This window comes from Rothia mucilaginosa (assembly GCF_901875305.1).
Classification (GTDB): Bacteria; Actinomycetota; Actinomycetes; order Actinomycetales; family Micrococcaceae; genus Rothia.
Genome location: NZ_CABFLY010000001.1, coordinates 187,555 through 209,117 on the forward strand (window position 1 = coordinate 187,555; position 21,563 = coordinate 209,117).

The 21,563-nt window shown below is 60.3% G+C and carries 16 protein-coding genes; 10 read left to right on the forward strand and 6 right to left on the reverse strand.

The genetic code is table 11. From position 1 onward, the window contains the following. Positions 1-81 precede the first annotated feature (81 nt). The 4 genes from JX292_RS00835 (at position 82) to JX292_RS00850 (ending at position 5,008) form a co-directional block, all read left to right on the forward strand. Entirely contained in the window at positions 82-1,782 is a 1,701-nt protein-coding gene (locus JX292_RS00835) for a carbohydrate-binding domain-containing protein (RefSeq protein WP_204860413.1), read from the forward strand. 363 nt (positions 1,783-2,145) lie between these two features. Next, a complete protein-coding gene (locus tag JX292_RS00840) occupies positions 2,146-2,355 on the forward strand; it encodes a DUF3073 domain-containing protein (RefSeq protein ID WP_049331591.1) in 210 nt (69 codons plus the stop codon). 317 nt (positions 2,356-2,672) lie between these two features. Continuing rightward, a complete protein-coding gene (locus tag JX292_RS00845) occupies positions 2,673-3,731 on the forward strand; it encodes a phosphodiester glycosidase family protein (protein WP_204860414.1) in 1,059 nt (352 codons plus the stop codon). Beyond that, on the forward strand, positions 3,728-5,008 hold the full coding sequence (locus tag JX292_RS00850; protein ID WP_204860415.1) for a glycosyltransferase: 1,281 nt from the start codon (positions 3,728-3,730) through the stop codon (positions 5,006-5,008). Before JX292_RS00845 ends, JX292_RS00850 begins: the two co-directional genes overlap by 4 nt. 247 nt (positions 5,009-5,255) lie before the next feature. Here JX292_RS00850 and JX292_RS00855 read toward each other — a convergent pair whose 3' ends face one another. Beyond that, positions 5,256-6,968, reverse strand: coding sequence for a S8 family peptidase (locus JX292_RS00855; protein WP_204860417.1), 1,713 nt, complete (start codon positions 6,966-6,968; stop codon positions 5,256-5,258). Between the two features lie 701 nt (positions 6,969-7,669). Here JX292_RS00855 and JX292_RS08970 point away from each other — a divergent pair. Together JX292_RS08970 and JX292_RS00860 are read left to right on the forward strand one after the other, a co-directional pair. Beyond that, positions 7,670-8,224: a hypothetical protein gene (locus JX292_RS08970; protein ID WP_239653557.1), complete on the forward strand. Its 555-nt coding sequence runs from the start codon at positions 7,670-7,672 to the stop codon at positions 8,222-8,224. 43 nt (positions 8,225-8,267) lie between these two features. After that, complete coding sequence (locus JX292_RS00860) at positions 8,268-9,578, forward strand: S8 family peptidase (protein ID WP_239653582.1); 1,311 nt, start codon at positions 8,268-8,270, stop codon at positions 9,576-9,578. A gap of 105 nt (positions 9,579-9,683) precedes the next feature. Here JX292_RS00860 and JX292_RS00865 read toward each other — a convergent pair whose 3' ends face one another. From JX292_RS00865 to JX292_RS00885, 5 genes are all read right to left on the reverse strand, one after another. Then, positions 9,684-11,651, reverse strand: a complete 1,968-nt coding sequence (locus tag JX292_RS00865; protein WP_204860419.1) for a S8 family serine peptidase — start codon at positions 11,649-11,651, stop codon at positions 9,684-9,686. Between the two features lie 625 nt (positions 11,652-12,276). Next, positions 12,277-13,422 carry a phosphoribosylformylglycinamidine cyclo-ligase gene (purM, locus tag JX292_RS00870; RefSeq protein WP_204860422.1) on the reverse strand — a complete coding sequence of 382 codons (1,146 nt, stop codon included), beginning with the start codon at positions 13,420-13,422 and terminating at the stop codon, positions 12,277-12,279. After that, complete coding sequence (gene purF / locus JX292_RS00875) at positions 13,422-15,173, reverse strand: amidophosphoribosyltransferase (protein WP_204860425.1); 1,752 nt, start codon at positions 15,171-15,173, stop codon at positions 13,422-13,424. Before purF ends, purM begins: the two co-directional genes overlap by 1 nt. Before the next feature lie 224 nt (positions 15,174-15,397). Then, on the reverse strand, positions 15,398-15,823 hold the full coding sequence (locus JX292_RS00880; RefSeq protein ID WP_239653558.1) for a sterol carrier family protein: 426 nt from the start codon (positions 15,821-15,823) through the stop codon (positions 15,398-15,400). 2 nt (positions 15,824-15,825) lie between these two features. Beyond that, entirely contained in the window at positions 15,826-16,938 is a 1,113-nt protein-coding gene (locus tag JX292_RS00885) for an asparaginase (RefSeq protein WP_204860427.1), read from the reverse strand. 428 nt (positions 16,939-17,366) lie between these two features. Between JX292_RS00885 and JX292_RS08975 the strand changes: the two genes are divergently transcribed. The 4 genes from JX292_RS08975 (at position 17,367) to JX292_RS00905 (ending at position 21,454) form a co-directional block, all read left to right on the forward strand. Next, positions 17,367-17,705, forward strand: coding sequence for a hypothetical protein (locus tag JX292_RS08975; protein ID WP_239653559.1), 339 nt, complete (start codon positions 17,367-17,369; stop codon positions 17,703-17,705). A gap of 154 nt (positions 17,706-17,859) precedes the next feature. Next, positions 17,860-19,143: a phosphoribosylamine--glycine ligase gene (purD, locus tag JX292_RS00895; RefSeq protein ID WP_204860429.1), complete on the forward strand. Its 1,284-nt coding sequence runs from the start codon at positions 17,860-17,862 to the stop codon at positions 19,141-19,143. A gap of 162 nt (positions 19,144-19,305) precedes the next feature. Then, positions 19,306-20,232 carry a phosphoribosylaminoimidazolesuccinocarboxamide synthase gene (locus tag JX292_RS00900; RefSeq protein WP_204860431.1) on the forward strand — a complete coding sequence of 309 codons (927 nt, stop codon included), beginning with the start codon at positions 19,306-19,308 and terminating at the stop codon, positions 20,230-20,232. 319 nt (positions 20,233-20,551) lie between these two features. Beyond that, positions 20,552-21,454, forward strand: a complete 903-nt coding sequence (locus JX292_RS00905; RefSeq protein WP_204860433.1) for an adenylate cyclase — start codon at positions 20,552-20,554, stop codon at positions 21,452-21,454. The last annotated feature ends 109 nt before the right edge of the window (positions 21,455-21,563 follow it).

Genomic DNA, 21,563 nt, shown 5'->3' on the forward strand with positions numbered 1-21,563 from the left:
ACTATGCCTGACTCCCAAAGACTTACCCGAAAAAAGCAGTGGCACTACATAGTGCTTGTGAACCACGAAGAAGGAAAACCCGTGAAAAAGAGCAATATGATCAAGAGTGCAACCTCCATTACCCTTCTGGCGGCCCTGGCGTTGACCGGCTGCTCGGCAACCTCCACCTCGAACACCAGCGCGGCGAGCGCCATCAGCACCTCCGCTTCGAGTAGCTCCGGCACCAAGTCGAAGACCGCCGATTCATTCTCCACCGATGTGAAGAACGGCGCGAAGCTCGCCGAGGACACCCACTATTCCGCCAAGGATCTGACCTGGGATTCCTCCAGCGAAGTCACTATCGATCTTTCGAACCCGACCGCGACCGATGGCGTGACCGTCAGTGACGGCGTCATTACCATCACCAAGGCGGGTAACTACCGCTTGAGCGGCACCTACGCGGGCCAGATCAAGGTTGAGACGGCCGATAGCGACATGGTCCGCCTGATTCTGGATAACGCGACCATCACCAACTCCACCGGTGCGGCCATCAACGTGGTCAAGGCGGACGAGGCCGTTATCTACACCGCCTCGGGTAGCACGAACACCGTCTCTGACGGCTCCTCCTACTCCGATACCGCCAGCGGTAGCCCCGACGCAGCTATCTACTCCAAGAGTGATCTGACCCTGGCGGGCGAAGGCACCCTGAAGGTTGAGGGTAAGTACGAAGAGGGTATTCATACCACGGACGGCCTGGTTATTGCATCCGGCACCCTGGAGGTGACCGCTGCGAACACCGGCATCAAGGGTAAGGACTACGTTGATATTCTGGACGGCACTACCAGCGTGACCGCAACCAAGGACGGCATCAAGGCAACCAACGACACCGACGGCAACCGCGGCTGGGTACGCCTGAGCGGCGGTACCGTGAACATCTCCGCAGGTGATGACGGTTTCAAGGCTGAGCGCGTGCTTGAAATCTCCGGCGGTACCCTGAACGTCACCCAGTCGAATGAGGGCCTTGAGGCGCAGTACATCAATATCCTGGACGGCACCGTGAACGTGACCAGCTCGGATGACGGCATCAACGCCTCGTACAGCACTACGACTACCACCGACTCGACCAGCACTGAGTCGACTTCGACCTCCACCGCCCAGAGCAACCAGGCAGCACAGGGTAATGCGGCACAGGGCGGCCAGACACCCGCGGGTGGCGGTCAGTCTCACTCCGGTACCATGGGTCAGCCCCCGGCTGGCGGTGGCATGGGCGGCGGTGGCATGGGCGGCGGTGGCATGGGCGGCGGTGGCACCTTCGAGGTGGTCGACGCAACCATCAACATCGCCGGCGGCACCGTCACTGTGAACGCGAACGGCGACGGCATCGACTCCAACGGTACCGCAACCCTCTCGGGTGGCACCCTAATCGTGAACGGTCCGTTCACGGGCGGTAACACCTCGCTGGACACCAACGGCGACCTGCTGCTCAACGGCACGACCGTGGTTGCAGGTAACTCCGGCGACATGTTTGAGGCGCCCGCAACCTCCTCCACCAGCGGCTACGTGAAGCTGACGAACCTGTCGAATGTCAGTAACGGTACGACTATTCAGGTGGCTGACTCCTCGGGTACGGTGGTGGCCAACTACAAGGTCGTCAACTCGAACACCAGCCTGATTCTGGTCTCTAGCTCCAAGATCACCAAGGGCGAGAGCTACACGGTGTACACCACCACCGATAGTGTAAACACATCGAGTACCTCCGTGGCCTCGAACGCCACCTCGCTGGGTAGCTTCACCGCAAACTAGAGTCCCCGACTCTTCGGACTCTCATAGACCCCGCACCGGAGGTCGTGACCGGCGCGGCGATTCTCTCGATACCGGTCTTGTGAGTGAACCGGTCGAGAGGCGCAAGCCCCGCATCGAAGCTGAGTATGCCTTCGATGCGGGGTTCCGTGCGTGTTCCGTGTGTGGAGACGTTAGAGTAAGAAAAATAAAACGGATGTTCTGGTGAGTAGGGGCGCTCCGCTCCGTAAAATACGTGTTGCAGGGCGCGACATTGAACGTCAAAACAGGGTACTCTATAGTGTAGTAAAGACCGTAGAACGATCCGAGGGAGGGCACGCCCCGCGCGCCCGTAGCTTCGGACAGGATGAAAGAGGGGGTCACGCCATGGGGCGCGGCCGTCAGAAGGCTAAAGCAACAAGGCAGGCTCGGGAGATGAAGTACTTCAGCCCCGAGACCGACTACAGCGCTCTCGAGCGTGAGCTCAGCAGTGCGAAGAACACCAAGTCCTCCGATTCGTCCCGTCGCCGCTATGACGACGAGGACGACTACTCGGCATACGCTGAAAAGTACGCTTCCTACGAGGACGAAGCATAGGAATACGCAGAATGATTCGGTAGGTACCGACCGAGCGTATTCTACAGATGATGAGCCGGCTTGAGGCCCCGCACGGGGTGCTCAGCCGGTTTTTTCGTGCCCTTATATTGCAACCGAGGAACGGGTCTCGGAAATAGCGAGGACTGAGACAAGCAATGGGGAAGCGGACGGGGAAACGGACGACATAGGCCGGCCCATCGGGGACATCGGGAAGATCGGGCCGCTCTGCATAAAATAATTTTAGCTGAATAAGCATACATAGCTGAGGTACAGCTTAGTCATGCCTGGCACTGAGAGTACACCGGCAATCTAGAGTCATGAACAACGAACAGAACATGACTCGGAACAGCAACCAGACCACCCAGGCCGCCGCAGAGCAGCAGGCCGCCGTAGAACAGAAGCTCGCCAAGAAGAAGCTCACCCGCCGTATCTTTATCGGAGGCGGCCTCGGTGCACTCGCCGTAGTCGGAGGCGGTGCAGGCTGGGCCTACAACCGCTACCTGGCCGAGCACACCGAGATTGAAGACACCACCGCCTACGAGGCGGCTGCGGCGCAGGCGAATGCAAGCGCCTCCGGCTCCGCCACGGCGAGCCCCAGCGAACTGACCGGCGTGAAGGTCAACGGTCAGAGCCTTACCGCTAACGAAGGCTCAATCACTATCACTTCTACCACCACCGGTAGCGGCTCGGATGCGGTCGTCTCCTTCGTAGCAGACATCAAGCTCGACAATGCGACCCTGCTGCGCAGTGCCTTCGCGAACAACAAGTTCGGCCAGAACATTATCGACACCCCCTCGAATATCGCCTCGGAACACAACGGCATCTGGGCCATTAACGGTGACTACTACGGCTTCCGTACCACCGGCATCGTGATTCGAAACGGCGTGGTGTACCGCGACTCCGGTGCCCGTGAAGGCCTCGCCTTCTACCGTGACGGCTCGGTCAAGCTCTACGACGAAACCGCGACCAATGCCCAAACTCTCGTCAATGAGGGCGTGTGGAACACCCTCTCCTTCGGCCCGGCCCTGGTGAAGGACTCCGCCATCGTCGATGGCATCGACAGCGTTGAGGTGGACACCAACTTCGGTAACCACTCGATTCAGGGCAACCAGCCCCGAACCGGTGTGGGTGTGCTCGGCACCAACCACCTGGTCTTCATCGTGGTCGATGGCCGTTCCACCAACTACTCGCGCGGCGTAACCATGACCGAGTTCGCGCAGATGTTCAAGGATCTGGGCTGCGTAAGTGCCTACAACCTGGACGGTGGCGGCTCCTCCGCCATGGTCTTCAACAACCAGCTGGTCAATCGTCCCCAGGGCGGCACGAAGGAGCGTGGAACCAGTGATATTCTCTACATTGCCGGGAGTGCATCGTGATTATTCTAATTCCCGCATATAAGCCTGACCAGTCTCTTCTCCGTCTTGCGCACGCTCTAAAGACGCAGGATCCGGGTGCAGAGATCCTCGTGATCGATGACGGTTCCGGTAGCACTTACGCACCCATCTTTACCGAACTGCGCTTGGATGGAGCCACCGTGCATACCCATCCCGTTAACCGTGGCAAGGGTGCGGCTCTGCGTACCGGCATCGCCTGGGTGAAAGTAAACCGCCCCGGCGAGGTCATCGTCACCGCCGACGCGGATGGCCAGCACCTACCCCAAGATATCTTCCGGGTGGGCGTGCGTGCCGAGAGCCTAGCCGCCTCCGGGCAGCGGGCCATCGTCCTGGGCGTGCGCACCCTGCCCGACCCGGATGCGGGTGAGGAAGGTACTAAAGTGCCGCTGCGCTCAAGGGTTGGCAATAGCGCGACCGTCGGGTTCTTCGCCCTAGCCACTGGAAAGCACGTGGCCGATACGCAGACCGGATTGCGTGCCTTTACCCCGCAGATTCTGGACTGGCTTCTGCAGATTCCGGGCGATAAGTACGAGTATGAGTTCTCCATGCTACTGCGCGCCACACGCGCCGAGGTGGAGCTGGTGCAGGTACCCATCGTCAAGGTGTACGAGCCAGGCAACCCGACCAGCCACTTTAGGCCCCTGCAGGACTCGGCCCGTATCTACGCGCCGCTGCTACTCTTCCTTGCCTCTTCCTTTGTGACGGGGTTCCTGGTGGATGCGCTCGCGCTCTTCGCACTCGTGGCGCTGGGTGCTCCGCTCCTGGGTGCCGTGGTGGGGGCACGCGTCATCTCGGCGCTGACGAACTTCACCGTCAATCGCATAATTATGCATGATGGGGGCTCGCAGCCCTCGGCCTCCTCCTCGCTGGCGCGCTACGCAACGTTGGCAGTGGGCATCCTCGCCGCCAATGCGGCCCTCATGGAAGCCCTGGCGGGGCTGGGTGCATCCCTGCTGGTGGCCAAGATCCTGACCGAGCTCATCCTGATTCCGGTGAGCTTTGCGGTTCAGCGCCGTTGGGTGTTCGCGGCTAAGCCCTCGCACGAATCCAGCACGAGGAAGGCCGAGCCCATGCGGCTACCCGCGGGCCAGGTACAGCACCAGTTACATGGCGGCTCGTACCGCGGCTCGGTCCGGGAGCATGCACCTGTGGTTCTTAGCTCCAGCGGAGTGTCCCCCGCGGGGCTGCGCGCCCTCAGCTACGAGTCGGCTCGTCTGGAAGCTGCAGGCCTGCGCGGCTCACACCCCCGGTCCTCCTAGATTGGTGAGTTCGGCCCACCAGCCGATAGCCAACCGATGCTGGGAAGATGACCGGTCGGCCCCTCAGCCTCTCCCGTCTGTTAGTCGTGAGGACGGGCGGGAGAAACCAAGCCGCACTTGACGCGCGGCGTTCTGTTCACGCAAAGCCCCCACCGGAACATGCCCGGCGGGGGCTTTGTGATTGTCATTCTTTGAGGTTTCCCGCGGCTAACACCGCCGGAAGGCTGAGGGGTGGGAGCTCACCGAATTACTGACCGGGAATCAGGCCCTGAGCAGTAATCAGGAAGGGCGGGTTGTGGTTAACAGCCGGGTTGGTCACGTAGCCAACACGTGCAGCACGGGTCGGGTGCTTGGGCGCACGCTTCGGCCAGGGCTTAACAATCGGCTCCTGCTTACCCTGCAGCTGAGCCAGTGCGCTCGCGGCGTTCACAATGCCTGCACCGCACGCGTTGACGTCGCAGGTCAGCGGCTTGGAGCTCTGCTTGAGAACCTGCTTTGCGCGATCAGCGGTCAGTGAGGGGTCCACGGACTTCATGAGGGCGATAATGCCAGCCACCTGAGGCGCAGCCATGGAGGTGCCGTCGTACTCGGTGTAGCCGGCGCCGGTGGAAACGGTAGTACCCAGGTCCACGGTAGACATGATGGTGTTACCGGGGGCGCTCACATCCACAATCTTGCCGTAGTTGGAGAAGTCACTACGCTTGCCCTTCTGATCGGTAGAACCCACCACGATGGATCCGCCGCAGTTGGCAGGAGCAACCTTGGAGGCATCCTGGCCGTCGTTACCGGCTGCCACGACGAGGATTGCGCCGCGCTTGTTCACCTCGGCAATAGCCTTGGAGTAGGTTGCGGGGCAGGTGCCTTCGCCGCCGAGGGAGAGGTTAATAATCTTGGCGGGGTGGGAGTTTGCGGGTACGCCCTCAACGGTTCCGCCGGCTGCCCAGACCATTGCGTCCGCAATGTCGGAGTCGTAGCCGCCACACATGCCCAGAGCACGTACGGGCAGAATCTTGGATGAGGGGGCCACGCCGACAATGCCGCGCTTGTTGTTCATAATTGCGGCGATAGAACCGGCCACGTGGGTGCCGTGCCAGTTGGAGTCGCTCGCTTCAGATCCGCTGTCGCAGACGCCGGCCTCTTCCCAGTTGCCCTGGTCGGTGGGGTCGGCGTCGCGGCCGTTGCCGTCGCGGGCGATGGAGGGCTCGGTGATGAAGTCGTAGCCGGGCAGGACGTTAGCGTCCAGATCGGGGTGCTTGACGATACCGGAGTCGATGACGGCCACGGTCACGCCGGCACCCTGGGTGGTTTTCCAGGCCTCAGGGGCGGATATACCCTTAGCGTCGTGCAGGTTCCACTGCTGCGGGTATAGGGTGTCGTTCGGGGTGATGGCCTGGTTTGAAGCCTGCGCGGCCTGGGCTACCTGGGCGACCTTGGAGGTGGCGGCACCACGGGCGCGCGTGCTGGAGTGGCGTAGCAGGTCGGGCTCGACGGAAGCGACGGAGGCGTTGGAGCTCAAGGTCGCCATGTACTTCTCTGCCTGCTCTGCGGTGAGCTTGGAGGAGGTGGTCACCACGGTTGCCTTCTGGGAGGTGGTGCGCACGTAGTTGGTTTTGATTTTGAAGAGGTCGTCGACGCCCTTCACCTCGGAGGTGAGGCCCTGGTAGAGGGCATCGTTCCAGGTGGCAACCTGGGTGCCTGCGGGGCTGGCCCAGTTGATGCCGCCGGCGTTCAGCGCGTTATCGGTGTAGGTGATGACGAAGCGGTTGAATCCTGCCTTCTGCTGTTCGGGGCTGAGGGAGGAGATGGTTGTGTGTGCTGCGGCGCGAGCTGCGTTGCTGGTTTGGGTGGGGGCCGCGAAGGTTGCGGGTGCGCCCAGGGAAGCCACGAGTGCTGCGGCGGTTCCCGTGCTCAGTGCGGCGCGTGCGACGCGGCGCGAGGAGGGATGAGTGGTAAAAGACATCGGGGTCCTTTGCAAATGTGAGTGCCGGAAGCGGCAGTTGGTGAGGATGACTCACTCACATAAATGCACTTTTGGGAAAACATTTATATCTCTCTGCGTGTACTGCGTTGGCAGTGTGGCAACGGAAAGAAAAATGCGCATTACTGCATTAATGCGCAATGTTTTCTAAACCCCTGGAGGAGTTTATTGCGGAAGTAGTTTATGCGGTGAGGTATTGCTATCCTAGCACTTTTTCCTAGGCGTGAAGCGGTCTGGGATCAATAATGTGGCGTAGATAATGATATTTTTTCTTCACATAAATGCAGATAAAGAAATACCTAGTCAAGGTATCCTTAGGCTTTAAAGTAGCGATTTAAGTTTTGCTCATCTTTATATAAAATGAGTTGCATCACACTCTATATTTTAATCATAAAGTAACTAAAAAAGAGTGCTACAGTATCCCACGGCGCGTACCTGTGCAAGCACATTGCGAATCCAATGCGCAACCCACAGTATGCACCACACCCACACCGCCACGCGCGACCAGCCGTACAACGCATCTCCTCACAGATACCGTGCGGCAAAAACACCGCGTAGCCCCAACACCCTACTCTTCCGTATTCACTCGTACCGCACACACATAACGCACATGCTGGCTATGCCTGACCGGTCATGCCACATCGGACTATGCGTGCCCGGTACCACTCATCTCAAGGACGTTCATGCTTCGCATCGCTCGCCCCTCACAGGCACGCGCCTCCCAGCGTTCCCTGTTGAGCTTCGTCACCGCAACCTGCCTGCTCTCAGCAAGCGTTATCCCCGCCGTAGCGGTACCCACCGCGCAGGCTAACCAGGCCAAGGCATCTCAGGCCGCCCAGGCTTCTAACACCACCCAGATTTCTAACACGGTGCAGGCCACCCAGTCCGCGCCCGCAACCTACAACCGCTTCATCATCACCTACACCGACGAAGCGAAGAACGCCGCCTCCACCGACGCCACCGCAGACCAGATCGACTGGTCCGCAGCCGCCGGCACCCAGCAGGCAACCTGGACCGACGCGCTCTACGCCGGCATCACCTCCGACGTGCAGAGCATCGACGAGCTGCTGAATATTAAGGACCAGCTACGTTCGCTCCACCGCCCTGGATGCCAGTGTGGTCACCACCTCCGCGGCCCTCACCCCTGCCCAGGCGCAGCAGTACATGAACGCCCTGAGCGCGAACTCCAAGGTTGCATCCGTGTCGCCCGATATGCGCCGCTACGCCACCGTGGATAACACCTCGGCGCCCGTCAAGATCAACGACCCGAAGATGAACCGTATGTGGTCCCTCACCGGCGAGAAGGGTATCTCTGCCCTGGAGGCGTGGGGCACCACCCGCGGCCAGGGTGTGACCGTGGCGGTGCTGGACTCCGGTATCACCGCCCATCCGGACCTGGACGCTAACGTGCTGCCCGGCTACGACTTCATTGCCGAATCTGCCTTCTCCAACGACGGTAATGGCCGTGACTCCGACCCGACCGACGCCGGTAACTGGACCGTGGATAACCAGTGCTTCACCGGTTCGAAGGCAACCCCCTCCGACTGGCACGGCACCCACGTGGCGGGCACTATTGCCGCTATCGCCAACAACAACGAGGGCATTGCTGGTGTGGCACCCGAGGCGAAGATCGTGCCCGTGCGTGTTCTGGGTGCCTGCGGTGGCTTCGACTCAGACATCACCGATGGCATTATTTGGGCTGCCGGTGGTAGCGTGCGTGGTGTTCCCGCGAACCAGCACCCCGCCCAGGTCATTAACATGTCCATTGGTAGTGAGGGCACCTGCACCACCCCGTACCGCCAGGCGATTGCTCAGGCGAATAAGCGCGGCTCCATCGTGGTTGTCGCAGCGGGCAATAACAACTTTGATGCCTCGAAGTCCAGCCCCGGCAACTGCGAAGACGTCATTACCGTGGGTGCAACCGATAAGAACGGTAAGCGCTCCTACTTCTCCAACTACGGCTCCCGCGTAGACGTGAGCGCCCCCGGTGGCGACCGCCGCTACTGGGGTGGCGGTATTCTCTCCACCCTGAACGCTGGCAAGACTGCTCCCGGTAAGGCTGACTACGCCGAGTACCAGGGCACGTCCATGGCGGCACCGCATGTTGCCGGTATTGTGGCGCTCATGAAGGCAGTTGACCCGAAACTGACTTACGCGCAGGCGAAGAAGGTTCTGCAGTCCACCTCTCAGAGTGTTGAGTGCGATCAGTCGGCGTGCGGTTCCGGCATCGTGAATGCGGCGCGCGCGGTTCAGCAGGTTCGCTCCGACCGTGAGGCTACGGAAGCAGCTGCGGCTGAGGCGGCACGCAAGAAGGCGGAGGAGGAAGCCGCACGTAAGAAGGCGGCTGAAGAGGCAGCGCGCAAGAAGGCTGAAGAAGACGCCAAGCGTCACCAGGCCCCCGCCCCAAAGGTGACTCCGGCACCGAAGACTAACCGCCCGGTGACTCGCCCCTCCCGCCCGGTGACCCGCCCCTCGTACCCGTCGCGTCCTCGTCACGGTCACACCTCCCGTCACCGTTCCTGGTACGGTGCATCCGCGAACACCTACCCGAGCAGCGGCTACTTGAGCTTCGCTTCTGGTAACCACCGCTAGTCGAGGCCCGGTTTAAGGCTGAAAAGCCCCCGATGATGTCTCTCATCGGGGGCTTTTCGCTATGCGCTGTTGCCTGGGTTCGGCGCGGTGGCCGTGACGGACAGCCTAGTACAGCTCATGTACCTCACGAGGCTTCTGCACGGGGGAGATGACCGTGTAGTCCCCGTCCTGCTGGGAGTTCTCGTCGTCGCTCAGGTCATTCGCCTTCTGTACCTGGGTGTCGGATTCCTCAGAAGAAGCTGAATCATCCGAGACGGCGTCGGGGTTGATGGGGTCAGCGTTATCGTTGGTCATCACCATCGGCTTCTCGGCCTGATTCGAGGCCTGCCCACCCTGAATCTCAGTGGGAGTATCCTGCGGATCAAGGTCGGTCACGGCCGTGCGGCGAGTCGAGGTAATGACCCTGCGAGTGTAGATACTACGTGGGCGGCTGAAGGACATCTTACCCTGCGCATCCAAATTGCCTACGTACTGGGCGGTTTTACGGCTGTTGATGATGCCGCGTCCGCAGTAGTTCTTGTCGCACTTAATCGGGTTAACTGCGGCGTGGAAAGCAGAGTTGTAGACCTTCTGGCGGCTGACGTTTGCGCCGTTCACCAGCTGCTGGGCCAGGATACCGGACACGTGAGGCGCCGCCATGGAGGTGCCGGTCATGTAGGTGTAGATGTACTTGCCGTTGGGTCGGGTGATGCTGTTGACACCCAGGGAGAGGATATCGGTACCCGGGGCAGAGACGGTAACCGTCTTGCCGTAGTTCGAGCTCGACTCGCGGGTGCCATTCTTCGTGCTGTTACCCACCGCAATGACGCCCTTACAGTTGGCCGGAGCGAACTTCGAGGCGTCCATCTCACCGTTGCCGGCAGCTACAACCACGGCCACGCCCTTGGAAAGCGCGAAATTGATGGCCTTCTGGTAGGTGCTGGGGCAGGCCAGTACACCGCCCAGGGACAGGTTGATCACCTGTGCGGGCTGCTTGTTGTCGGGGACACCATTGACGTGACCGCCAGCCGCCCACGTGATGGCATCGGCGACGTCAGAGGTTCGTCCACCGCATCGACCGAGTACACGAACCGGCTGGATGAAGGCTAGGTCGGAGACACCCACAATACCCTGGTGGTTCTGGCCACGTGCGGCGATAATGCCAGCCACGTGAGTGCCGTGCCAGCTTGAAAGCTGTGCGTCCTGCAGATCACCGCAGAGGTTGAAGGGAGCCTGGTCGCCCTCGTCGAGGGGGTCGGGGTCGCGGCCGTTGCCGTCGCGGCCGCTCACCGGATCGCTGATGAAGTCGTAACCGGGCACGAGGGAAGAGACGAGCTCGGGGTGGTTGGTGTAGCCGGTATCGATTACCGCAACGGTCGTCTTCAGGCCGCGGTACAGGCGGGCGTTGCCGGTGTTGCCGATGCCGACGGTGGGGTTCGTGAGGTTCCACTGCTTGGAGTACTCGGGATCGTTGAAGACGAAGGTGCTTTCAAGCGCCGGGTAGTTGATGTAGTCGGGTTCCACGGAGGCAACGTTAGGGTTGGAGGTCAGGCGGTTCATGAACTCCTGAGCCTGTCGCTTGTCCAGCTTCTTGGAGGTGTGGACAATCGCATCGTTGGATGTGGTGGTGCGGATGACTCCACCGCTGGTTTCGAGGGAAGCTGCGGAGGAATCGATGGTCTGCTGAATACCACCGTCTAGATCGCCGGGGGTTGCTCCTTCTGCCAGTGCAGAGTCACCGCTACGCTCCTCGGTGCGCTGTTTCGCCTCGTCGGTGTAGGTGACGATGAACTGGTCAAACTTCTGCTGAGGCAGAGCTCCGGGGGCGGCGCTTCGGGGAGTTCCCTGAGGCGCACCCGCGTTGGTGGGAACGCTGAAGGGAGAGGTGGGCGAGGGGGCTTCGGCCTGGTCTGTCTGAGCGGCGTCTTCTTGGGGAGCCTGCGCGAGGGCCGCGGGCAGGTTGCCGCCAAAGATGAGTGAGCCGGTGGCCAGCAGGGCGAGGCCCGCGTGGAGGGGCTTCAGCGTAGTGCGGTGGGTGGGCCTGGGTGACGCTACGGGGTGGCCAGATGGTGGTGTGGGCCAGTGGAGCTTCATGTGAAATCTCCTAGTGAGTTGAGAGTATATGGACTGTGTGGTGTGTACCTGAGCCGTCGGGGCCTGTGTTTTTCGATGACTGATAGGTGCCGTTATGTGGCGCAAACCAAGAAACACGGGGATAAGATTTTCTACTCGATACGCTAAGAAGTTTGGGACCGTGCATATCTTTTAGACGGCGTATAAAGGTACTTCATTAAGCTATCACCTCAGGGAGAGCTTGAGGTATATCTCAACTATATTTTTTATATTAAAAATTTGGATTTTTCCTTGTGGGATGGATTAGGTTGCCCGTGATTGAGGGAATTCTGAAGTTAAAGTTGAAAGTTAAGTCCTTGATAAGGGGGTATATATTTGAGGTTCGACCCCGAGTATTTATTGGCACTATAGTGTAAACACTTTAATGCAGTAAAAATGTTTCTGCTATTAAAATAAATAAAGATGAAAGAACATGAATTAAAAGTAATGATGCTGTGAAAGTAAGAAGCGCTCAGGGAACATACCGGAACGTCAGAACACCGACCAGAGCATCGGTGTCTCCGATACTTCAAAGGGCCGGGGCGGCCCCATGCAACATGGGAACCGCCCCGGCCCTTTGACGCGATCTCAAGACCGCCCAGATACGTTAGGAGGCGTAGGAGCCCAGCAGGCGAACCGCGCCGCCGTCCACGCCCTTAGCGCCCTGAATGTAGTCGGCGCTATTGGGCTCGGGATCACCGGCAGCCACAACGTCACCCATAATCCAGGAGGGGATACCGCGGTCGTTCAAGCGCTTGGTAGCAGCCTCAGCCACGGAGGGGTCAACGATAGCAATCATGCCCACACCCAGGTTCAGGGTGCGCTCCAGGTCAGCCAGCGGCACGTTACCCAGCGAACCAATCAGGGAGAAGATGGCGGGAATCTGCCAGGTGGAGCGGTCCACGCGACCCTCAAGGCCCTGCGGAAGAACGCGTGCCAGGTTAGCAGCCAGACCGCCGCCGGTCACGTGCGAGAAGCCGCGCACGCCGCTACCGGTGGTGCCGTCTTCGCCGTTGACGGGGAACGCTGCTGCCAAATCCAGGCAGTCTGCCGTGTACACGCGGGTGGGCTCGAGCAGCTCCTCACCGATGGTACGGCCCAGCTCGTCCACCTGACGTTCCAGACCCCAACCGGCAACGTTCAGGACCTTACGGACCAGGGAGTAGCCGTTGGAGTGAATACCGGAGGATGCCATTGCAATCAGCACGTCGCCTTCGCGCACGCGGTCGGGGCCGAGCAGCTCGTCCGCTTCGACCAGGCCGGTTGCTGCGCCAGCGACGTCATACTCGTCTTCTGCGAGCAGGCCGGGGTGCTCAGCGGTTTCGCCGCCAACCAGGGCGGTACCAGCCTGCGCACATGCGCCAGCAATACCGCGCACAATGTCAGCGATACGTTCGGGAACGACCTTGCCGGTGGCAATGTAGTCGGTCATGAACAGGGGCTTAGCACCGCACACGACGATGTCGTCCACGACCATGCCGACCAGGTCGTAACCGATGGTGTCGTGAATATCCAGTGCCTGTGCAATAGCGACCTTGGTGCCCACACCGTCGGTGGAGGTAGCCAGGTAGGGCTTGCGGTACTTGACGAGCTCGGAGACGTCGTACAGGCCCGCGAAGCCGCCCACGCCGCCAACAACGGAGGAGTTGTGGGTCGCCTTGATAGCGTCCTTCATCAGCTCGACGGCGCGATCGCCGGCCTCAACGTCAACGCCTGCGCTTGCGTAGGTTACGGTGGTGGGGTTCTCGCTCATTAAGATTCCTTCGGGGTAGTGGTGGCGGAGGAGTTGGCGGGAGTGCGATCCGCCTCGGTCAGCAGGCCCTCGAGGTCGGCGCCGGGGCCGGGGTTGCACATGCCCATGCCGGCGTCGTCGTCGGAGACCTTGACGGTGGAGGGGGCGAACTTCGTCTCGAGGGTCTCGGTGCCTTCTCGGGTGTCAATCGAAACGGCCTCGGCATGTTCGGGCTTAGCCGGGACAGCACGCTCGACGGTCACTTCGGCGGCCTTGCCGGATAGCGGGCCGCCCTTACCCTTCTTCTCGGAATCGAAGAGGGACTTGCCGCGGCGCTCTTCGCTAGGCAATTCGATGGGGTACTTGCCGGTGAAGCATGCGGTACACATGTTCTCGGCGGGCTGCTCGGTGGCGGCCATCATGCCTTCCTCAGAAATGAAGCCGAGCGAATCGGCGCCGAGGGAAGAAGCAATCTCGTCCACCGACAGGCCGTTCGCAATCAGCTCGGCGCGGGAGGCGAAGTCGATGCCGTAGAAGCAAGGCCACTTCACGGGCGGTGAGGAGATGCGCACGTGCACTTCCTTCGCGCCGGCTTCGCGGAGCATCCGCACGAGGGCACGCTGGGTGTTACCGCGAACGATGGAGTCGTCGATGACGACGAGGCGCTTGCCGGCAACCACGGACTTGAGCGGGTTGAGCTTCAGACGGATACCGAGCTGACGGATGGTCTGCGAGGGCTGAATGAAGGTTCGGCCCACGTAAGCGTTCTTGACCAGGCCGTTACCGTAGGGGATGCCGGACTCTTCGGCGTAACCAATAGCGGCGGGGACACCGGATTCGGGGGTGGGCATGACCAGGTCAGCCTCCACCGCGTGCTCGCGGGCGAGCTGACGGCCCATCTCTACGCGAGATTCGTAGACGCTACGACCGGCGATGGTGGTGTCCGGGCGGGCTAGATAAACGTACTCAAAGACGCAGCCGGCAGGCTTTGCTTCAGCGAAGCGCTGGGAACGCAGGCCGTTCTCATCGATGGTGATGAACTCGCCGGGCTCAACCTCACGCACGAAGGATGCGCCAACGATGTCGAGAGCTGCGGTCTCGGAGGCAACAACCCAGCCGCGTTCCAAGCGACCGAGCACGAGCGGGCGAACACCCTGAGGGTCGCGTGCAGCGTAGAGGGTGTGCTCATCCATGAAAGTGAGGCAGAAAGCGCCGCGCAGGGTAGGCAACAGGTCGAGGGCTGCCTCTTCAAGGGAGTCGAAGTCGTGCTCCGCTAGCAGGGCGGTGATGAGTGCGGTGTCGGTGGTGTTACCCTGTGCCAGCTCGCCGTGCTTGGGCGGCTTGCCGCCGTTCTTTTCGAGCACACGCTCGTAGAGGTCCGCCGAGTTGGTGAGGTTACCGTTGTGGGCCAGGCAGAGCGTGCCGTGCGGGGTGGTGCCGAGGGTCGGCTGCGCGTTAGCCCAATGGGATGCACCGGTGGTGGAGTATCGGGCGTGGCCGATTGCGTGGTCACCGGGCATGGAGCTGAGCGTTGCTTCGTCAAAGACCTGGGAGACGAGGCCCATGTCCTTGTATACGTGGATGCGCTTGCCGTTACTGGTTGCGATACCTGCGGATTCCTGGCCGCGGTGCTGAAGCGCGTACAGGCCGTAGTAGGTTAGCTTTGCCACGTCCTCGCCGGGTGCCCAGACGCCGAAGACGCCGCAGGCGTCCTTGGGTCCGTGGTCAATCGGATCGAGGTCGTGAGTGAGTTTTCCGTCGGGGCGAATCAAGTCACTTCTTTTCGACGTTGGGACTGCGGATGCGTCTGCGCGGGTGCGAGACGGATGTGTGTTTCTGTGCTCGTACCTGCCTGTGTGTGCAATGGCATACACCAGACCCTTAAAGTGTACCGGGTTTCGGCGTAGATGTGGTGAAGGATACGCTAAATACCCCGGTATGGACATCTCAATGCAGGCCACGGAAATTGCGTGGATTAGCGGGAACGAGCGCGAATCTAGAAGAGCGGTAGCAAGCCGGAGAGGTTGCTACGTTCGCCGGAGGCGTCGAGTACCCCGGCCGCCACGGCGCGCTCCCACGAACAGGTACCCAGCACCAGCGCCGCCCAGACCGCGGGAGAGGTCTCCACGACCGAGGGTGGGGTACCTCGCGTGTGGCGGGGGCCGGCTACGCACTGGGTAACGCCCAGCGGGGGTACGCGCACCTCCACGCTATTGCCGGGGGCGAGGGTCGCAAGCTCTTCAAGGGTGAAGCGCACGAAGGTCGCACGCACCGAACGGGGGAGCGCGGCGAACGCCCGTTCTATTTCAGCGGGTACGGGGATAGCTTCGGAAGGCTCGGAGCCAAAGGAAGCGAAGAGCGCGCGCACCTCACGCACCGCTGCCATGCCCGCCTCTTCACTGGTCTTACGTCGAATGGCCACGGCTACTTTCCCTCCGGGGCTTCGGTGAAGAGTTCCTCGTGCACGCGAATCTCGCCGACCTCAACCGGTCGGCCGTCCACGTAGCCGCCGGTCACCGGGCGTACCACGAGCGGCAACAGGCGCTCGCACTCCTCGATGTTCAGGTATCCGCAGGCGGCCAGCGCTTGCAGGGCCACGGCATAGAGCGCGCGGTGAGTGCCGTCGCTCATCTTGACCACCACCGAGGCGCCCGAACGCAGGCCGATGCAGAGCACGCCCTCCGCGCCGCACTTGACCACGGCGTCCAGCTGTTCGGTCAGGACCGAATCGGGGGAACCCGGGGCCTGAATCAGCTCAGGGTAGTCCACCATGGCGGTGGCGACCGTGGAGGCGCGCGCATCCGCTCCGAGGTTGCGAATCGCCGAACCCAGGGCCGAGTAGGCGCGTGCGGCACCCAACAGTGAGAGCGCGTGAACCGGCGCGCCGCATCCATCAACGCCGATGGCGGCTACGGGCTCACCCGCGAAGGCCTCAATTTCCTCGGTAATGACCTGCTGTAGCGGGTGGGCGGGATCGAGGTAGTTGTGTAGGGTCCAATTCTGGGAACCCGCCTCAAGCTCACCACGTTCCAGCTTGGCGGTGCAGGCCCACAGGAATGCGGCGTGCTTACCGGAGCAGGGGTGCGCCAGGGGAGTGCGCGCCAGGTTGGCCTGAATCATGGCCTTGCGCGCCTGAGAATCGGAGGGGTAGGAAGGCTTGAGCGCCAGGCTTGCCGCGGTGAGCGGGCGTGTTTCGGTGCTACCCTGCGCAAGGATGTCTTGGACGGCACGCATCTGTTCGAAGGTGCCGCTGTGCGAACCGCAGGCGATGGCGACCTGGGAACCGCGCAGGGGTGCACCGGCCTTCAGGGAACCGATGGCCTGCAGGGGCTTGAGCGCCGAGCGCAAGAAGAAAGGCTCGTGGGTGTCGCCGAGACTCAGGGCGACTTCTCCCTCGGGGGAGAGGATGACGAGGCGTCCACGGTAGGTGGCTTCGGTTAGGCCGTTACGGGTGAGTTGCGCGAGTTCTACGTCGAAGGGGCAACAGTTCTGGTGTGCGGTGGAGGGAGTGGTCTGTGTGGTGGTGCTGTTGGTCATTCTTCTAGTTTAAAGGGTGCATTGTTCTGCCCTATGTGCGCGGTTTTAGGTGTATTGGGCAGTGTAGAACGGTATCTCCGCAAATATTTCCGTACAGAACGCCGCCTGTAAGGGTGACTGGATTCATCCTTATTTTGTGTGTTCACGTGATATTTTTGGGCTGGCAGTGAGCTATATGTGTGATATCCCTCATGTTAATTCGTGATGGGGGTTGTATCTGGGGAAAGGGAGAATAGAATATTCGCGGAGTATACTCGGGGAGGCCTGCACATATCTCTAGGGATTCATAGGGGGGCGGTGCCATCCTGGCATCACTCGTCCTGGCACCACTCAGAACAGCTGCTTCCATCCTCTATATCTCCATCGTTCGCGAGAACAACAGCCGCCCAGATAGTACACACATTAGGTCTTCAGGAACATATCACTTTATGGCAGAGCAGAACTACTCTTCTTCCACCGCGCCCGAGAGCACCGCAGAAAAAAGTGGTACGAGCGCTGAATCTGAATTTCACGCCAAGTTTTTCCCCGTTCTTGCACGAGCCGCTTCGATTGCTGCCGTGCTCATGTACGTCTTTTATTTCCCGCAGATTATCGGTAATCTGAACGGTCACAAGGGCGACTGGATTCAGCCCCTGGTAGCCGCCATGAACTGCACCCTATGGTTGCTCTACGGCCTGTGGCGCCCCAAGAAGGACATGCCAATCGTCATCGCTAATGCCCCCGGCATTGTTTTTGGTGGTTTTGCGGCTGTGACGGCGTTGGTCTAACCCGATTCAATGCTAGCTGTCCTGCAGTAAATGCTCACCTGTTGCGGTTCTTCTCTGATAGGCATTCTTTCGAATGTGCCGTTAGATGAGAAGAGCCGCATTTTTAGTGCGCTCAGCTCACATTTTTAGTGTGATAAAGGGTACCCTGAATAGCATGAAGGTTTTGGTACTGGGCCCCGGTGGCCGTGAACACGCAATTATCCGTGCGCTTCTGCGCGATCCTGAGGTGACCGAGGTGCACAGCGCCCCCGGCAACGCCGGTATTGCTCAGGATGTTCCCGTCCACGCAATTGATGCGAATGACCCCGCTCAGGCAACCGCCTTGGCACGCGAGCTGAACGCCGACCTGGTCGTTATTGGCCCGGAGGCCCCGCTTGTTGCGGGCGTTTCGGATGCACTGCGTGAGGCGGGTTTTGACGTTTTCGGCCCCTCCGCAGCTGCCGCCCAGCTGGAAGGTTCTAAGGCTTTCGCTAAGCAGATCATGGAAGAAGCTTCCGTGCCGACCGCCCGCGCCTACGTGGCAACGAATGCCGCTGAGGCGCAGGCTGCCCTGGACGAGTTCGGTGCACCCTACGTGGTGAAGGACGACGGCCTGGCCGCCGGTAAGGGCGTTGTGGTGACCGAGGACCGCGCCGCAGCACTGGAGCACGCTCAGGCTTGCTTCAACGCTGGCGGCACCGTGGTCATCGAAGAGTTCCTGGACGGCCCTGAAGTGTCCCTCTTCGTCATCTCTGACGGTAAGAACGTTCTGCCGCTGTCCCCGGCTCAGGACTTCAAGCGCATTTTCGACAACGATGAGGGCCCGAACACCGGTGGTATGGGCGCGTACACTCCGCTTCCTTGGCTGCCCGAGGGCTTCGTGCAGGAGGTCGTGGAGAAGGTTGCCCGCCCGACCGTGGCTCGTATGGCTGAGCGCGGCACCCCGTTCGTGGGTGTGCTCTTCTGTGGTCTGGCTGTGACCAGCCGTGGCGTGCGTGTTATCGAGTTCAACGCCCGCTTTGGCGACCCGGAAACTCAGGCGGTTCTGGCGCGTCTGCGCACCCCGCTGGGTCAGCTGTTGCGTGCGGCTGCTCGCGGTGAGATTTCTGAGGGCACCGAGCTGGATTGGGATCCCCGCACCGCGGTAGACGTAGTCATGGCTGCTGAGAACTACCCGGGTACTCCCCGCAAGGGCGACGTCATCACCGGTCTGGACGAGGCGAATGCGCTGGAGGGCGTGCACGTGATTCACGCGGGCACCGTGGTTTCCGGCGAGGAAATCCACACCGCCGGCGGCCGTGTGCTGGCTGTCGTGGCGCTCGGTGAGAGCCTGGGTGCTGCCCGCGATGCCGCCTACGAGGGTGTTCGCGCTATCTCGTGGGCTGGCGCACAGTACCGTAACGATATTGCGTTGAAGGCTGTGGAGAACCGCATCCACATTCCCGCTCCGCGAGACTAAGACGTTGACCGGCTTCCCCGCTTGAGGGTGGGGGCGCCGGTCTCTTCGTACCCGAGACGTCTCCGACCCCGCTATCACAGGCGGGTAACCGGGCTTGTCGGGTATTGTAATTACACAGACTTTTTGCATCCACATCACACCACCTCATCAGGAGAGATTCTTATGACTTCTCGTTCTAACCCCCTGGAAATCCCGGGCTGGACCCACATCTATTCCGGCAAGGTGCGCGACCTGTACGTTCCGAATGAGGAGCGCTTCGACGCCACCGGCCTCACCGTGAGTGATGACGCAGAGCTGCGCGCCGGCTCCGTCATGGTTGTTGCTTCGGACCGTATTAGTGCGTTCGACCGTATTCTGCCTACTGTTATTCCGGACAAGGGCAAGATTCTGACTCAGATGTCCCTGTGGTGGTTTGAGCAGCTCAAGGAGGTTCCGAATCACGTGCTGTCCACGGACGTTCCGGATGTTGTGGCTGGTCGAGCAATGATTTGCCGCTCCCTGAACATGTTCCCGGTGGAGTGCATTGTGCGCGGTTACCTGACTGGTTCGGGTCTGGCGGCGTATAACGAGACCGGTGAGATTGCTGGTGTGCAGTTGCCGGCGGGTCTGGTGGATGGTTCCCGCCTGGACACCCCGATTTTCACTCCGACCGGTAAGGCTGAGGTGGGTGAGCATGATGAGCTGGTGACCCGTGAGGAGCTGTACGCTGAGGTTGGTCAGCCGGTGGGCGAGCGCCTGGAGGAGCTGAGCCTGAGCCTGTACTCGACTGCGGAGAAGATTGCTCGTGAGCAGGGCATTATTCTGGCGGATACCAAGATGGAGTTCGGTACTGATTCGTACCGCGGTGAGATTACCCTGGGTGATGAGGTTTTGACTCCTGACTCTTCGCGTTTCTGGGATGCTCAGCAGTACGAGCCGGGTCACGCTCAGCCGAGCTTCGATAAGCAGTATGTGCGTGACTGGTTGCGTTCGCCGGAGTCAGGTTGGGACGGTTCGGATAACGTGCCGCACCTGCCTGAGGAGGTTGTGGAGAAGACTCGTGCCCGTTACGTTGAGGCGTATGAGCGTCTGACCGGCACGAAGTTCTAAACTCAATATTTCGGGCTGAATAAGTCTTTGCGATAGCTAAAGGGCGGTGCCCCGGAAGGTTATTCTTCCGTGGCACCGCCCTTTAACTCATAAACCCTTTTACATGCATTCTTATAGGTGTTATACGTCATAAATACACCTTGTGTGTCTATTGTACGGGGGGGGGTATCCTCTATCATACTTAGTAATCGGCTCATGATGCTTCTACTCCGCAAAACGCAGGTTCACACCATATAGCCGGTCTGTAGATAGCCCTCACGATACGCTCGTATCACTGCCGGTTCTCGCCCATCAATGATGCTTGAGAAAGGTGCAGTCCATGGCAAAGAAGCCCTTCGCATCCCTCGCCCTTATCGGTATTGCCTGTTGCTTAGGTGTATCGAGTTGCTCCACCACCGTTGAGGTTAAGCAAGACATTCGTAATGTCCTGGCAAGCTACGAGAATCCCTCCCCGGATATTAACGTGGCCCTCGTCAACGAAGTCAAAAAGTGCATGAGCGAGAAGTCCTTCACCTACTCCGGTAGCCAGAACATTATTGACGGCTCCTCCGTTCATGAACTTGCGATGAGTGGCGCTCACCTCCCCAACGAAGAAGCGGCCACCCAAGGATACTCGTCCACCCGGCAGGACAATGCTAGCTCCAGCAACGCACCCGCGATGGAAAACCCGGCATACCGGAAAGCGTTTCAAGGCGACCCCCAAGCCGCAGACAGCAAAACTGTCACCATCACGATGAGTAACGGTGCCAAGGTCGGCATGGCGACAGATTCATGCCTCGGACGTGCGGCAGAGGCTGTCTTCGGCTCAGCAGAAAACTACCTCAAATACACCAACTTCATTAACGAGCTCATCACGGGCGGATCCAAAAATAACGCGGTAGAAGAAATGGGGAAATACTACCGCGATGACACCACCTACGGTGCATGCATGAAAGAAAGCGGATACACCGATATACAGCACTTCGGAGATGCTCCCAGCTACGCAGAGAAAACCTGGGGTAAGTATAAGGCAGCCAATGCAGCCGCCAACGGGGAAGAGCAATCCCTAGCTCACGCCGACTACAACTGCCAAAAGTCCACTGAAATCCTGACTAAAGCGCAGAATATCTACTACGAAAAGGCGGCGACCTGGCTCAATGAGCATGAGCCGCTCATCCTTGAAGTACGCGATATCGAGCATCAGGCACAGGAGCGCGCCGCAGCTCTAGTCAACGGCAAATAGTAAACGCTGATTCCTCGTTGGACATTTTCTAGCGAGAATTTTCTACCGGTCCTCTGCGCTCAACCGCTTTCACCCGCGGATGAGAGCAGAGGATACAGCCCTTTATTCC

Coding starts and splice junctions, on each gene's coding strand:
- JX292_RS00845 (WP_204860414.1), top strand. CDS start 2,673: ATGAACAACGAACAGAACATGACTCGGAACAGCAACCAGACCACCCAG.
- JX292_RS00855 (WP_204860417.1), bottom strand. CDS start 6,968: ATGTCTTTTACCACTCATCCCTCCTCGCGCCGCGTCGCACGCGCCGCA.
- JX292_RS00885 (WP_204860427.1), bottom strand. CDS start 16,938: ATGACCAACAGCACCACCACACAGACCACTCCCTCCACCGCACACCAG.
- purM (WP_204860422.1), bottom strand. CDS start 13,422: ATGAGCGAGAACCCCACCACCGTAACCTACGCAAGCGCAGGCGTTGAC.
- JX292_RS00840 (WP_049331591.1), top strand. CDS start 2,146: ATGGGGCGCGGCCGTCAGAAGGCTAAAGCAACAAGGCAGGCTCGGGAG.
- purD (WP_204860429.1), top strand. CDS start 17,860: ATGAAGGTTTTGGTACTGGGCCCCGGTGGCCGTGAACACGCAATTATC.
- JX292_RS08970 (WP_239653557.1), top strand. CDS start 7,670: ATGCTTCGCATCGCTCGCCCCTCACAGGCACGCGCCTCCCAGCGTTCC.
- JX292_RS00905 (WP_204860433.1), top strand. CDS start 20,552: ATGGCAAAGAAGCCCTTCGCATCCCTCGCCCTTATCGGTATTGCCTGT.
- JX292_RS00900 (WP_204860431.1), top strand. CDS start 19,306: ATGACTTCTCGTTCTAACCCCCTGGAAATCCCGGGCTGGACCCACATC.
- JX292_RS08975 (WP_239653559.1), top strand. CDS start 17,367: ATGGCAGAGCAGAACTACTCTTCTTCCACCGCGCCCGAGAGCACCGCA.
- JX292_RS00860 (WP_239653582.1), top strand. CDS start 8,268: ATGTGGTCCCTCACCGGCGAGAAGGGTATCTCTGCCCTGGAGGCGTGG.
- JX292_RS00865 (WP_204860419.1), bottom strand. CDS start 11,651: ATGAAGCTCCACTGGCCCACACCACCATCTGGCCACCCCGTAGCGTCA.